We start from the raw sequence: 14,610 nt of genomic DNA on the forward strand, positions 1-14,610 counted from the left end.
TCTTACTGCTTTATATTATTAATAAATTGATGTACTATCTTTTGGCAAAGCTTTCACATGTTTTAAATAGTTCGTCACTTTATCATCATCTTGCGGATATTGATATTCATATGTGTTAGCAATTTCGTTCGCCACTTCTCTAAATAAATCACCCATAACAAAGAATGACTCCCACATATTTTCATATTCTGCATTAGAAAATGTCCTTTTAAATTGCTCCCACATATCTTCTTCAATATATTGCTCGAAATGCTTTCCAAACTTCCCTGTATTAACTGTAAAGTCTGTTTTCATACCAATATACCATTCTAGCATTACGATGAACATATCTCGCACTGGTCCTTCAAGCATTCCTTTTGCATAAGAAAGTTCCTCTCGCCATAACCCTTTTGCGATATTCGTACTACACCACCAAAATTCATTACAACAATCTAAAAACTCTTTTTCTGTAGGCTTTTTTACTAAGTAATCTTTATCACTTGCTGGTGGGAATTCTTCCAGACAATTATCTTTATCAAGAAGCAGTTTACTTAAACTATCTTGTCCAACGAACTTTTTTATTAACTCAACTGGAACTAGCGTTAAATCAATCCGATTCCCATCCATGAACTGCATTAAATACGGAAACTTTCCATCTTCATCTGGTTGAACTAACGACATTTCTTCTGGCATTTGTACTATCATTATTTCTCCAAATCTATGAACCCAATTATGATTAGACGTAAAAGATTGTATATCATTTACAACATACATAATATCATAGTCTTGAAAACAATCTCTTTTCACATTTGGATTTACACGCGATCCATTCATGATAACTGCTCGAATTCTTTCATCCTCTATTGCTGTATTTATAATTACGTCTAACATTTCTTTTTCAGTTCTCATCTACTCACAACCTCCAATTTTTTAATATATAATATAGTGCTATACTGGAGGGCCACGAGCTAATCTCGTTATACACGATACATGTTATAATTTTTCAAACATCTTTTTCATTCCACCTGTCTCCTTACATCATTCTTTTACGATTGCCATTACAAATCCATCGTATCCCTTACTTCCGACAGTTTGAAGCGCTGTAGCACTAACACGTGGCTCTGCAGCTATTAATTCATAGAAACGACGTATCCCTTGTACACGAGGATCGTTACTAGTATCATTAATAACTTCTCCTTCACGTACTACATTATCTCCAATAATTACGGTACCAGGGCGTGATAGTTTCAGTGCCCATTCAAAAATAAGTCGGATTATTTTGTTTATCAGCATCTATGAAAATAAAGTGAAACTTTAATCAGTGGGGGGTTCATCCCCACTGATTATTAGTTGAACCAATCGGGCATTAACGGGCAGTTGATCTCCCACCTAACTTCTTTGCTCCAGCCGACCTTTGAGGTGGGAGTCTTACTGCCCGTTAATGCGGGATAAAATCAAAAGGTTCATGCTTCTCATTTTCTATTTGTTGTAAAGAATCTAACGCTAATCCTGTTCGTATTTCAATTTTATCATTCAAATTAGCACGTTCAATATTGCTACGTGCAATTTCTGCATGTTTTTCATTTGCTTCCAATGTAACAACTTGGCCTCCAGATGGTAAGCCCCTTGCAATCCATATCGTGCTATATCCGCCTGGAGTACCAATTTCCAAAATGTTTCGAGCTCCTTGAATTTGTACTAATAGTTGTAAAAACTTCCCTTGCGTTGGCGATACATCATGTGCCGGTAAATTAGCTGCAGCATTCGCTTGAAGGACCCTTTCTAATGTAGAATCTTTCGGTATTAATACATCACTCATATATTGATCAACAGCCGTCCATTTCTCAATTGTACTCATGTAAATACCATCCCTTTCAATTTCCCAACGCTTTCTACCATTCACTTTTAATTATACCGAAAATTCTGTCTCAAATACAAAAAATAAAGAAGGGACATCTCCCCCTTACAGAATAGATATCCCTTCTTTTAAAGTTAAATTTAATTCCTATGGATTAGTAGACCAAAGCCCAGCAGATTTAATAAATGTACGTTTATTTAATTTTAGCTGCGCTACGATAAATTCTGCAATATCTTCTGCTTGCATTACTTTATCAGGGTTTCCATCAGTTAATCCTAAATCTACAGCCATATCAGTTGCTACTGTACTTGGTGTTAAAGCTGTTACACGAATGTTATGCTTACGAACTTCCATCGCTAACGATTCAGTTAAACCAAGAACACCAAATTTAGAAGCACTATATGCACTTGTTACAGGTGCACCTTTTTGTCCTGCTGTAGATGAAATGTTAATGATATCACCAGATTGTTGTTCAATCATGCTCGGTAAAGCAGCACGAGTTGCATAGTATACACCCATTAAGTTTACTTGAATGATTTTTTCCCAATCAGCAACGTCTAGTTCTAAAAACTTACCAAACTTAGAAATACCAGCGTTATTAATTAAAATATCGATAGATCCTAAACCATTTTTTAACGTTTCAATCGCAGTAGTCACTTCTTCGTATGAAGAAACATCAGCAGTTGCAATAACAGCTTTTACGCCTTCTGCTTCTACTTCTTTCGCTACAGCTTTTAAGTTTTCTTCTGAACGAGCTAATAGGCCTACATTTACGCCTTCTTTCGCTAATGCAATTGCGACAGCGCGACCAATCCCTCTACCTGCTCCTGTAATTAAAGCATTTTTGCCTTGTAATAATTCTGCCAAGTATAACACTCCTTAATCATCTCAGTTATGTATTATATTAAAATTGTATCTATGTTTATGTAAAAAGGCAATGATGCACTTTCATGTGCGTAGGTTACTTGTAGGTAACTATAGAAAATTACTATGCATTCATTGCACGTATTTATCATTATTCATGCAAAATAAAGACACCCTCCTCATAAAAGAGTGTCTGCGTATGAAATAAAAAATGGTTCTTTATCACTACACTATTTTTCTTCATAATTAGGAATACGCACAATAAATTCAGTACCTTTTCCTTCCTCACTCTCCACTTTTATCTCTCCTTGATGAAGATCGAGTACTTTCTTTACAATAGCTAAACCTAAGCCACTTCCTCCAGAGGCACGATTTCGTGAAGAATCCGCTTTATAAAAACGCTCAAAAATATGTTGTTTCTGTTCTTCTGATATACCAATTCCTGAATCACAGATACGCACTTCCACTACTGTCTCATGTTCCTTTAACTGAATAGTAATTGTACCACCGCTTGGAGTAAATTTAATGCTATTATGAATTAAATTAATCCACACTTGACTCATACTTTCTTGGTCTGCAGTTACATGGACTTTCTCTAAATCAAGATCTAATTCAATTTCTTTTTCAGCCCAGAGTGGTTCACTATTTAACACAATTTGCTTTAACTGTTGATCTAATCGATAGCTCACTCTCTCTGGTGTATACTCTTCGGATTCTAAAAGAGTTAGCTTTAGTAAATTTTGACTTAGTTTAGATAATCTCGTTGTTTCAGTTTCAATAATTGTAAGATAATGCTTTCTTTTTTCCTCAGAAAGATTATCGTCTTGTAGTGCTCTAGCAAATCCTTTTATAGAAGTTAATGGTGACTGTATTTCATGAGAAACATTTGATACAAATTCTTGTCTCATTTTCTCCATCGTATTCAGTTCATCTGTCATATCATTTATACTTTTTACGAGCACGCCAATTTCTCCATCATACTTTTCTTCATTTCGTATTTTTACGGAGAAGTCTCCTTTTGCAATTTTTTGTATCGGTTCAATAATAGTCCAAATCATTGCCTCTCGTTTTGGCCTCATTAATATTCCAATTAATGTCCAAATAAGAATAATAAATACAAAACCGACCATATCACTAATTAGAAAGGCAACAAATGGCGATACGTTTACGTCAAAAGCATTCAATATACTAGTTGCTACATAAAATGCGATAGACCAAATGATAGTAAGAAAAGAAAAGAGCGCTAATACCGCTCCAAATACTTTCAGCATCTTCAACTTACTCATTCGTTTTCTTTTTCTCATTTACTTACCTCTAAGCGATACCCTAATCCTCTTATCGTTTTAATACTAAATTTCGACTGCTCTTCTTGAAACTTCTCACGTAACCGATTAATATGAACGTCTAGTGTACGTTCATTCCCTTCAAAATCATATCCCCATATTTCTTCAATTAATTGCTCTCTCGAACAAGTTCTTCCCGATTTAGACCCTAAAGTAAAGAGCAGCTCAAATTCTTTTAACGGTAACGTAACCGTTTGTTCTCCAGATGTAACTTCGAATGTTTTACGATTTAATAATACATTTCCAACTTGAATCGATTGTGAAACTGTAATTTGGTAACGTTTCAATAATGCCTTTACTCTCACTACTAGTTCTATAGGGTCAAATGGCTTTACAAGATAATCATCTGTCCCAAGGTGAAATCCTTTTACTTTTTGTGATGTTTCCCCTTTGGCAGTTAGCATCAGAACCGGGATATCATAGTATTTTCTTAATTCAAAACATACATCAAATCCATCCATATTTGGCATCATGATATCAAGAATAACCATATCGACTTTTACGTCATCCATTTTCCGAAGTGCATCTACTCCATCAATTGCCTCATATGTTTGAAAACCTTCTCGTTCTAAAAATACAGAAACGAGTTCCCTAATGTGTGGATCGTCGTCTACTATTAAAATTTTAGGTATCAAAGGAACCATTTCCTTTCTACTTAGCATCTAATATATTTTTTTAAAATGCACCCTCTTTAATTTTCAATTGTTGCGTTGCAAACTCACGATACATATCATGCGTCTGTAATAATTCATCATGCGTACCACTACCTGTAAGATTCCCTTTCTCAATAAAGATAATTTTATCTGCATCTACAACAGTAGAAAGTCTATGCGCAATCACTAACGTTGTTCTGCCTTTCATTAAGTTATTTAACGCTTTTTGAACGACAGACTCAGATTTACTATCTAAGCTTGAAGTTGCCTCATCTAGCATAAGAATTTGCGGATTTCGAAGTAACGCTCGGGCAATGGCAATTCGCTGTCTTTGTCCACCAGAAAGCTTCACACCGCGTTCTCCAACTTCTGTTGCATAACCGTTTGGTAAGTCATGAATAAATGCATCAACATATGCCATTGCTGCTACTTTTTCAATTTCTTCATCCGTTACTTCGCCTTCAACACCGTAACAAATATTATCACGAATCGTTCCATCGATTAACGGACTATCTTGTGATACGTAACCGATTTGACGTCGCCATGACTGTAATGAATAACTCGTAATTGATTCTTTTCCTAATTTAATGGCACCACTAGTTGGCTCATAAAAACGTTCCAGTAATGAGAATAACGTTGTTTTCCCACTACCACTTGGTCCTACAATCGCTGTCACTTTTCCAGATTCAATTATGAAATCAATATTTTTCAAAACTTGCTCTTCTTCGTTATACTCAAAATGTACATTTTCAAGAACGATCGGCTGCTTAGCATTTGCCACTTTCACACCAGTTTCATGATCTTCTACTTCATATTCTAAAATCGTACTAATTCTTTCCGTTGCACCGATTGCCTTTTGAAATTGTGTAAAGAACATAGATAATTGACTCATCGGCATTATAATTTGAACTAAATACAAAATAAACGCTACAAGTTCACCAGTTGTTAATGCACCGCTAGAAACTCGCATCCCGCCATATCCTACGATAATAACAAGTAGTGCCATTAAAACAAACGACATAACTGGCGAAATTAATGATTGCACTTTTCCTTCTTTCAAACCAAATTGTAATAACTTTTGTATACCTGTATTACCCGTTTCATATTCTCTTTTTTCTGTATTTGAAGATTTCACTAAACGAATTTCCGATAACACTTGCGTTAACACACTTGTAAAAGATGCCGTTTCATCTTGAAGCGCTTTTGAAATCTTATACATTTTTCGTCCAAGTGGAACTAAAATTAATACAGACAACGGAATAACCGTTAAAAGTAACGCAGTCATTTTCCAATCTAAAACAAATAATACAATTAACGATCCAACAATTGAAATACCACCTGTTAATAAGTTTGACAAATGCTCAGAAATTAACGTTTTCACAACACCTGTATCATTCGTCATACGGCTAATCGTATCACCTGTTCTATTTTGATCGTAATAAGATACCGGCAAGATAAGTACCTTTTTCCACAAACGTTCTCTTAGTCCCGCTACAATCTTCTGCCCAATATAATTTAGTAAATATATAGATAACCCTGCCGCAATAGTTTGCATTACAAAGAAAGCAACTAACCCAACAATTTGTCCTGCACTAATTGAAGAAAGCGAAAAATTATCTACTAATCCTTTTGTTAGCATGGGAATAAATAAACTCGCTCCCGTAGAAAGCAAACTCATTAATAATGCAAAAACTAAAATTCCTTTCGGAGGATTTGTATCTTGAATAAGGCGTAAAAACTGCCTCCAACTCCCTTTTTTCTTCATTTCATTTCTAACTTCCATTCCTGTTCATCTCCTCGTGTTAAACAAATCTGTTCTTTCTAAAATTAGAATACGATACAAATGTAAACTGAATGTAAACACACTTTTTCTATTTTTACAAAATATACATAAAAACTCATCTTTACAACAGATATAAACATCTGATATTATTACCTGGTACTTAATATTATTCTATGTAAATTATAAATAATTTACAACACGATATAAATCTCCAGTTAGTGAAAGGAGTATCCTTTTTGCAAACAAATATACATTCTGAAAAGGAAACAATTATTTTTATTCATGGGTTAGTTGGTAATCGTCGCGCCTTCAAAAAGGAGCAAAAACGATTTTCTGCCTCCTACAACATTATAACTTATGACTTATTAGGTCACGGTGATGATAAAGGAGAAGCAATCGACTTTTCATTACAGCGCCTCGTAGATCAATTATTAAACTTATATGAACAAGAAAATATTAAAAAAGCTCATATTTGTGCACTAAGTTACGGCTGTTACATCTCTACAATTTTTGCACAAATGCATCCAGAAAAAGTATTAAGTATTTGTCATATTGGAGGACATTACAATAACCCTTCTCGTTTATATAATGTATTTCAAAATTTTTGGGAGAAGCGAGGAGATGAATACTCTAAATGGCTCTCTCAATACGCAAATACTATTTTTCCAAGTGGTATACTAAAAGCAAATCCATTCGCAGTCATTTCAAGAAATATTTACTACCGTTTCGGATTACAATTACATTCATCCATAATTGCCCAGTCATTACGACATCGGTTAGAATTCGATTTAAAATCTAAATTAAAATCACTCCCTCACCCTATACTATGGGTAATGGGAGAGCATGATCATCTCTATAAATCTTGTCTATTTGATTTGAAATCTATTTTACCTAACGTTCTATACAAGGAAATACCTTTAGCAGGACATGCAGCGAACTTATTTCGTCCTAACTATTTCCACGACTTATATGATCGATTTTTAAATGGAAAGTTAAAATAAAAACTATTAAACTTCCAATTTATTCAACTATAAAAAGGCTTCCCAAGTTTCCTTGGAAAGCCTTTTCTCTATACGAAAAGTATATAAAACTACTTTTTCTTAGTATGCTTTTGTGTAACCTAAAATGTGCTTGCTCCAGTAAGAGTTACTTACAGAACTAATACGTACACCAGTTGCATCTGTTTCTGCACTAATGAACTGACCGTTTCCTAAGTAAACACCCATGTGAGAAGGACCTGATTTATAAGTATTTTGGAAGTATACTAAATCACCTGGTTGTGGATTGCTAGTTTTTGTTTTAGAGCTCCAGTATCCAGCAACTGTTTGACGAGCGCCTTTATGACCAGTTTGATTTAATACGTAGTGAATGAATCCACTGCAGTCAAAACCAGCAGGTGTTGTACCAGCAGTTCTGTATGGTGAACCATTTAAAGATCTAGCGAATCCAGCGATTGAAGATGTATCTCCACTTGTTGTTGGTTTTTGTACGTCTTTACCTGGTTGTTGAACGTTATTTGTAACGTTATTGTTATTGTTATTTGTAACGTTATTTACTCCGCCTTTTACAAACTTAACGAAGTCTGCACTTACGTAACCTGTGCGGCCGTTATGGTTAATTTTGTACCAACCATTTTCAGCGCCAGTAACGTTTAATACTTTACCATTTGTTACTCCACCGATTACAGCGTTGTATGTAGCTGGGCCTGTACGTACTTTTAAAGCACCAGTGTTAACAACATAAGAACCACCAGTTTGAACTGTTGTAGTATTGTTGTTTGTAGTTGGTTGTTGTGTTTCGTTAGATACAGCAGAACCACCTTTTGTTACGAAGTCTTTGCTTACGTATCCAGTTCCACCATTGAAGTTGATTTTAAACCAATCTTGTACTTCACCTACAACTTGTACTGTTTTACCTTTGTTTACAGAACCTAATACTGTATGAGATGTACTTGGGCCTGTACGTACGTTAAGTGAAGAAACGTTTACTGTGTAAGTACCTGTTCCTTGTTGAACAGTCGTTCCTGTTTTGCCACCAGTCGTTACGAAGTCACCACTTACATAACCTGTTTGACCATTTACGTTTACTTTGAACCAACCATTTTCTTGTCCAACTACTTGTAGCACTTGGCCTGATTTTACTTTAGAAATAACGTTATGTCCTGTACCAGCACCTGAACGAACATTTAATACATCAGCAGTTACTGTGTATTTTAATTCAGAAGTTGTTTCTACAGTTTTTGTTTCAGTTACAGTCGTTTGAGTTTGAGTTTGAGTTTGAGTTTGTCCATTAATTTCTTTTAGCGCTTCATTTGAAACTTGTGCATGAGCAGAATCCATTCCTGGAACTGCAACGCCAGCTACAGAAGCTGCTGCTAAACCTGCAATTACTTTTTTCATAAGTTGTCTTTACTTCCTTTCCCTACTATCCTCTTAAAAAAACTTAAAACTTTAATACTTTACAATATTATCAAAGTAAAATATTCATCCAGTTCCATTTTTTAGCAAGAGTTTTATTTTTCACACAGAGTTCATTTTAAATGAACAAAGTGAAATCCGTGTGAACTTCATGTGAACTTTATCATTAAACATAGTGTTTTTGCAATGATTTTTTCAAATTTCTTATATATCGCATAAAAATTCGACATTTCATTTAATATCTCAATATAAAATATCCCTTTTCTATCTTCTATAAAAAATTCTATTAACCTAATACAAACTACATTATGTATTTCCTTATAAAGCTCCTTACATAAAGTATACTTTCATCATGACAAAAATCACTCTATTAATCAATAGTATAATATTTTTAGAAAACTAATTTTCTATACTATCTACAATTTTGAAATAATTTGACGAATTGTAAGATTTATTTTATAAAAACCATTTCTCCTTTAAAGAAAGCACACACTATACCAATTGTTCTCTTTTTCTAATTATAGAATTTATAGGATAACCATAGTATTATATACATATCCTAATAAAAAGAGGAGGCATATTTGTGAGACATATAATAGATGATTCTATACAAAAAAATATAGAGATGTACTATGCTTTTATTCAATTCGTTTCAATGATAACATTACAAAAAGTATCAGTTGTTGAAACACGTAAAGATGAATTGAAAAATCAGATAAAAAATGAAGGACAAAAAAACCCTTATTACTTATAAAAAAAGGCGAACAGGTTATATTCCTGTTCACCTTTTATCAAATTATTTATAAATTTTCACACGGTTTTCTAACGGTTGGAATTCTTTTTCACCAGCTTGTACTACCGGTTTACCAAATGGCATTTGCGCAGTGAGTTTCCAATTTTCTGGAACATCCCACTCTTTTCTCACTTCTTCATCAATTAGCGGATTGTAATGCTGTAACGTAGCACCAAACCCTTCAATTTCTAAAGCTGTCCAAATTGCAAATTGTAACATTCCTGATGATTGCTGAGACCAAGTTGGGAAATTATCTTTATATAATGCAAAGTTTGCTTGAAGGCCTTCCACTACTTCACTGTCTTCAAAATATAAAACCGTTCCATAACCACTTTTAAATGCATTCATTTTTTCTTCAGTAGGTGCAAAGTTATTTTCAGGTACAATTTTTCTTAACGTTTCTTTCGTAATATCCCATAATTTATCATGTTGTTCTCCTAATAAAACAACAACACGAGCACTTTGAGAATTAAAAGCTGAAGGTGTATGTTTTACAGCATGATAAATCACTTCTTGAATTTTCTCATCAGAAACTACTTGCTCTTTACTAATTGCATAAATAGATCTTCTGTCTTCAATTGCTGAGTAAAAATCTTTTGCCATCATAATTCCCTCCAATTTTCAATTGAGGCTATTTCATATGTATACATCATATTACGCCCCTCAAGCTTATTATTAATAAGCTTATAACTTTATAATATCACAGCAATAAATAAACTCAAATGATAACACTTGTATTTAGAATCTTTTCCCTTTTTAAAGTTAAAATAAAAAGACTGTTTGTTGTTATCTAAAATTAGTAACAACAAACAGTCTTACTTATGTAGCGATCTAGATTGGTATTTTACTTACTTAATTAACTAATCCAAATGCATACGACATTAACTTATTCGTCTCTGTAAAACGTTTTGTTTTACTTGATGTCCCCATGACCACTGTAATAATTCGATTATCACCTTGCTTGGCAGTCCCAGTAAAACAGTATCCTGCACTATCTGTAAATCCAGTCTTTAGTCCGTCCATTCCTTCTATATATAAACTTTTATTATTTTTGTTTAACATGTCGTTTGTGCTTATAACATTAATATTATTAAATGCTAGCTGACTTTGGCGTAAGTGAGTCACTTCTAATATTTCCGGGTAATCTTTTATAAGATGATACGCCAATTGTGCTACATCAGCAGCCGTCATTTTTGTTTCACTTCCATCTGGCTCTTGTAATCCAGAAGCATTTGCAAATTTAGCATGTTCCGACATTTTTAACTGTTTCGCTTTTGCATCCATAAGCTGAACGAAATCTTTCTCCGATTTTGCCATATGTTCTGCTAAAGCCACAGCTGAATTATTAGCTGACTCAATCATTAATGCATGATATAAATCTTTAACAGTTAATGTGTCATTAACTTGTACTGGGATTCTCGCTCCCTCTGTTTGTGCCGCCTTCGCACTCATTTTAACTGGATCTTCCCAGCGAACTTTCCCGTTATGTATACTCTCTAGTAGGAGATACGCTGTCATCATCTTAGACATACTAGCCGGTGCAAAAGCTTCATTTTCATTATATTGATAAATAATATCTCCATCACTCGCATCGATAATCATAGCTGCTTTTGCATTAATTTCTGGTGGGATGTACTTTGGCGGGACTACTTTTTCAGAAAATCCTGCTTTAGGTAGTTCTGCCACTTGCAAAGGTTGTCCCTCTACATTTGCTACGCTCTTTTGATTTCCTTGGAATAAGAACCAACATACCCCTAAAATAATGACTAATAGGACTGTCATCCTTCCCCATTTTAACCGATTCATTTCAAAACTCCTTTAGCAAACCTTTTATACACTCACATTTAACCTTAACAACAATTCCTTTATACAGTCAAGGCAAAAAGGTATGTTTATTCATATACAGCAATGATTATTTTAATTTATTTATGGTAAACTTACAATATTGAAACGTAAGAATATTCAATAATAAATTCTCGTAAATAAAGGAAACTTTAATCAGCCCCACCAATCGGGCTTTTACGGGCAGCCCGCCCCCCACCTAACTTCTTCGCTTTCACTGAATTTTGAGGTGGGGATCTTACTGCACAGCAAATAGCGGGATAAACTATTTAATAGAAGGGATTCATTCAAATGCTACTTCCAAAATCATTGCAATACGGAGACACAATTGGGATCTATTCCCCTTCTTCACCAGTAACTTACACTTCTCTAAAAAGATTTGAACGAGCAAAATCTTACTTACAACAGAAAGGGTTTCATATATTAGAAGGTTCATTAACAGGTCGATATGATTTTTATCGTTCTGGTAGTATACAAGAGCGCGCTGAGGAACTAAATGCCTTGATAAGAAATCCTAATATTTCTTGTATTATGTCAACAATTGGTGGGATGAATTCAAATTCACTATTACCTTATATTGATTATGATGCTTTTCTAAATAACCCTAAAATAATGATTGGATATTCAGATGCAACTGCTTTATTACTAGGAATTTATGTTAAAACAGGAATTCCTACATTTTATGGGCCAGCTCTCGTCCCTTCCTTTGGCGAATTTGAACCTTTTGTTAATTGCACATACAAATATTTTGCAGAAACTTTACTACATGATCAATCTCTTCCTTATCATATAAAACAACCATTATTTTGGTCAGATGAATTTATTAATTGGGAAAAAAAGACGAAGGAGAAAGAACTTCGACCAAACAATTGGATTTCAGTAATTGATGGAAAAGCTACTGGGCGTATTATTGGCGGGAATTTAAACACGATACAAGGAATTTTTGGTAGCCCCTATATGCCACATATTCAAGAGGGCGATATTCTCTTTATTGAGGACAGTTCAAAAGATGCAGCTACTATCGAAAGAAGCTTTTCATTCCTTAAAATTAACGGTGTATTCGATAAAATTTCAGGTATCATTCTTGGAAAACATGAGCAATTTGATGATTGTGGTACAAATCGAAAACCTTTTGAAATACTATTAGAAGTACTTCAAAATCAAAGAATTCCTTTTCTAGCCGACTTCGATTGTTGTCATACACATCCAATGATTACCATGCCTATCGGTGTTCAAGTAGAGTTAGATGCAACAAATAAAACGATACATATTGTAGAACCTTGGAAAAAATGAATGCATGGCTTCTATTGTTTTACAATAAAAGCCATGATACTATATACTTTGGAATGTGAAAGATTAAACAAAATACGTTCCAATATCTATCATTAGAAAAATTAGGTATAAATATATATTTATATGCAAAAGAGAGTGAATAAATGAAACCAACTATTAAAAATTATGTATTTTTACATGTAGCTTTTTTGATATATTCTATCATTATGGTTTACATGAAATGGGCAGCTCAATTTCCAATTGCTTCAATCTCATTTTTTATTGCTTATTTCGGACTAGTTGTACTTTTATTCGGATATGCAATTTTATGGCAACAAGTAATTAAACATTTCGAAATTTCAAAAGCATATTCACATCGCGGGATTATTATACTATGGTCAATGCTTTGGTCAGTATTTCTATTTGGAGATACGATTCAGTGGAATCATTTACTTGGTGCAGCTATTATTATCGTCGGAATTGTGGTGGTGACAAAAGATGAATAGTTATATGTTATTATTTATTTTCGGGATAATTTTAGCTAATTACTCACAAATATTATTAAAAAAAGCTACTTTACAACAATACGATTCTAGAATAAAAGAATATATGAATCCTTATGTTATTATCGGCTACTCTTTATTTGTACTTAACGCTGGATTAAATGTAATCGCCATGAAGGGCATGGAATTAAAACAAGCATCAGCATTAGAATCCTTAAGTTATATCATCATATTAATTTTCGGTTGGTATTTCCTAGGGGAAAAAATAACGAAACGTAAACTCATCGGTAACATGATTATTATCTTTGGTGTAATCGTTTATTGTATCCAATAGTAAAAAGCTCCGTTTATCACAAACGGAGCTTTTTACTATTGACCTAAATTTTGCACCTTATCTTTCAAATCTCGAACTTGATCTACCGTCTGCATAAGCTCTGAGTTTTTAAATTGCTCTACATCCACTTTCCCTTCTTCTATCTTTGTCATCGCCGTATCAATTAACGTATTTAACTTTTCGTTATATCCGACGATTTGTTGATGAAGATCCTTTGCTACATCAGGTGGCGTTAATTCATTGAATGCGGGTATATCTTGTTTAATTTCACTAAGCTTCGTTTCTAATTCTTTTCGAGCCTCACTATCATTAACGGCCTTTTCTGCTAATGCTGGTGCATCATTTGCAAATGCACTTATTTCATTTACATAGTCTGTCGCCTTTTGAGCATAATCTATCGAGTTCTTTCCTTCCTCCACTATTGAACATCCCATTAAACCAATTGAAACTATAAATACTAATAAAATTGATTTTATTTTCATTTTAGACTCCCTTCGTCTTTATAATTGTCTGTAGTTTTCTCTATACATAACTTCTAGCTAAATTGTTTATAACCTTTTTCAAATAGCTATTTATCCTCTTACATGCCCTATTATCGTTACAACATCTATTTCTATATGTACGCTTATAATATCTTCAATTATATCCATATATCCTTGTCCTATAGCTGTTCCATAGTGTAATGTAAGCCCCTTCTTTTCATACACTGACTTTGGCACTGAAAAAATAAATCTCCTCAAGTTTCTTTCATCAGCTGGTTCCATAATTAATACAATCCCATCCTCATCAAACATATACGCTCGCCCTCCAACTTTACATTCACTATGGCTCAGTATTGCCTTGGTCAGCAAAATTTAAAACATAATAAGTTAAGATACACTCTGCTCTATCATAAAGTGAAACTTTAATTAGCCCTCACCAGTCGAATCTTTACCGGCAAATAGCGGGATAAAAATAAAAAGCATTCAT

At 33.8% G+C, this 14,610-nt stretch carries 15 protein-coding genes and 2 pseudogenes; 5 read left to right on the plus strand and 12 right to left on the minus strand.

What is annotated here, in order from left to right; all coding sequences use genetic code 11:
- Nucleotides 1-18 precede the first annotated feature (18 nt).
- From ACYFX0_RS14110 to ACYFX0_RS14140, 7 genes and pseudogenes are all read right to left on the minus strand, one after another.
- Nucleotides 19-888, minus strand: a complete 870-nt coding sequence (locus ACYFX0_RS14110) for an aminoglycoside 6-adenylyltransferase (protein WP_001258547.1) — start codon at nucleotides 886-888, stop codon at nucleotides 19-21.
- A gap of 129 nt (nucleotides 889-1,017) precedes the next feature.
- Nucleotides 1,018-1,285 (minus strand): annotated as a pseudogene (locus ACYFX0_RS14115) (O-methyltransferase); the annotation flags it as partial.
- Between the two features lie 147 nt (nucleotides 1,286-1,432).
- Nucleotides 1,433-1,837 (minus strand): annotated as a pseudogene (locus ACYFX0_RS14120) (O-methyltransferase); the annotation flags it as partial.
- Nucleotides 1,838-1,984: 147 nt separating this feature from the next.
- Nucleotides 1,985-2,704, minus strand: coding sequence for a 3-ketoacyl-ACP reductase (locus tag ACYFX0_RS14125; RefSeq protein ID WP_000818985.1), 720 nt, complete (start codon nucleotides 2,702-2,704; stop codon nucleotides 1,985-1,987).
- A 227-nt stretch (nucleotides 2,705-2,931) separates the two neighbouring features.
- Nucleotides 2,932-4,005 (minus strand): envelope stress sensor histidine kinase HitS, encoded by a 1,074-nt coding sequence (gene hitS, locus ACYFX0_RS14130; RefSeq protein ID WP_016077844.1) that lies wholly within the window; start codon nucleotides 4,003-4,005, stop codon nucleotides 2,932-2,934.
- Nucleotides 4,002-4,679, minus strand: coding sequence for an envelope stress response regulator transcription factor HitR (gene hitR, locus ACYFX0_RS14135; RefSeq protein ID WP_000612415.1), 678 nt, complete (start codon nucleotides 4,677-4,679; stop codon nucleotides 4,002-4,004). The genes hitS and hitR overlap by 4 nt, the downstream gene beginning before the upstream one ends.
- 40 nt (nucleotides 4,680-4,719) lie before the next feature.
- Nucleotides 4,720-6,480: an ABC transporter ATP-binding protein gene (locus tag ACYFX0_RS14140; RefSeq protein WP_016077845.1), complete on the minus strand. Its 1,761-nt coding sequence runs from the start codon at nucleotides 6,478-6,480 to the stop codon at nucleotides 4,720-4,722.
- Nucleotides 6,481-6,716: 236 nt separating this feature from the next.
- On the opposite strand from ACYFX0_RS14140, the gene ACYFX0_RS14145 reads away from it, so the two are divergent.
- Nucleotides 6,717-7,481, plus strand: a complete 765-nt coding sequence (locus ACYFX0_RS14145) for an alpha/beta fold hydrolase (protein WP_001194308.1) — start codon at nucleotides 6,717-6,719, stop codon at nucleotides 7,479-7,481.
- A 99-nt stretch (nucleotides 7,482-7,580) separates the two neighbouring features.
- Here ACYFX0_RS14145 and entFM read toward each other — a convergent pair whose 3' ends face one another.
- Nucleotides 7,581-8,879 carry an enterotoxin EntFM gene (gene entFM, locus ACYFX0_RS14150; RefSeq protein ID WP_097807721.1) on the minus strand — a complete coding sequence of 433 codons (1,299 nt, stop codon included), beginning with the start codon at nucleotides 8,877-8,879 and terminating at the stop codon, nucleotides 7,581-7,583.
- A 601-nt stretch (nucleotides 8,880-9,480) separates the two neighbouring features.
- Here entFM and ACYFX0_RS14155 point away from each other — a divergent pair.
- Entirely contained in the window at nucleotides 9,481-9,651 is a 171-nt protein-coding gene (locus tag ACYFX0_RS14155; protein ID WP_001215914.1) for a hypothetical protein, read from the plus strand.
- A 42-nt stretch (nucleotides 9,652-9,693) separates the two neighbouring features.
- Here the strand turns inward: ACYFX0_RS14155 and ACYFX0_RS14160 are convergent, their stop codons facing one another.
- Together ACYFX0_RS14160 and ACYFX0_RS14165 are read right to left on the minus strand one after the other, a co-directional pair.
- Nucleotides 9,694-10,296, minus strand: coding sequence for a nitroreductase family protein (locus tag ACYFX0_RS14160; protein ID WP_016077846.1), 603 nt, complete (start codon nucleotides 10,294-10,296; stop codon nucleotides 9,694-9,696).
- A 246-nt stretch (nucleotides 10,297-10,542) separates the two neighbouring features.
- On the minus strand, nucleotides 10,543-11,496 hold the full coding sequence (locus tag ACYFX0_RS14165) for a D-alanyl-D-alanine carboxypeptidase family protein (protein WP_001080883.1): 954 nt from the start codon (nucleotides 11,494-11,496) through the stop codon (nucleotides 10,543-10,545).
- 327 nt (nucleotides 11,497-11,823) lie between these two features.
- On the opposite strand from ACYFX0_RS14165, the gene ACYFX0_RS14170 reads away from it, so the two are divergent.
- The 3 genes from ACYFX0_RS14170 (at nucleotide 11,824) to ACYFX0_RS14180 (ending at nucleotide 13,641) form a co-directional block, all read left to right on the plus strand.
- Nucleotides 11,824-12,825 (plus strand): S66 family peptidase, encoded by a 1,002-nt coding sequence (locus tag ACYFX0_RS14170; protein WP_000926336.1) that lies wholly within the window; start codon nucleotides 11,824-11,826, stop codon nucleotides 12,823-12,825.
- A gap of 143 nt (nucleotides 12,826-12,968) precedes the next feature.
- Nucleotides 12,969-13,310, plus strand: coding sequence for an EamA family transporter (locus ACYFX0_RS14175; protein ID WP_000805128.1), 342 nt, complete (start codon nucleotides 12,969-12,971; stop codon nucleotides 13,308-13,310).
- Nucleotides 13,303-13,641, plus strand: coding sequence for an EamA family transporter (locus tag ACYFX0_RS14180; protein WP_460270801.1), 339 nt, complete (start codon nucleotides 13,303-13,305; stop codon nucleotides 13,639-13,641). Before ACYFX0_RS14175 ends, ACYFX0_RS14180 begins: the two co-directional genes overlap by 8 nt.
- A gap of 35 nt (nucleotides 13,642-13,676) precedes the next feature.
- On the opposite strand, the gene ACYFX0_RS14185 is transcribed toward ACYFX0_RS14180, so the two are convergent.
- Nucleotides 13,677-14,123: a DUF6376 family protein gene (locus ACYFX0_RS14185; protein WP_000695203.1), complete on the minus strand. Its 447-nt coding sequence runs from the start codon at nucleotides 14,121-14,123 to the stop codon at nucleotides 13,677-13,679.
- Nucleotides 14,124-14,213: 90 nt separating this feature from the next.
- Nucleotides 14,214-14,435, minus strand: coding sequence for a hypothetical protein (locus tag ACYFX0_RS14190; RefSeq protein WP_000459099.1), 222 nt, complete (start codon nucleotides 14,433-14,435; stop codon nucleotides 14,214-14,216).
- Nucleotides 14,436-14,610: the final 175 nt, after the last annotated feature.

The organism is Bacillus sp. NEAU-Y102 (assembly GCF_054788175.1).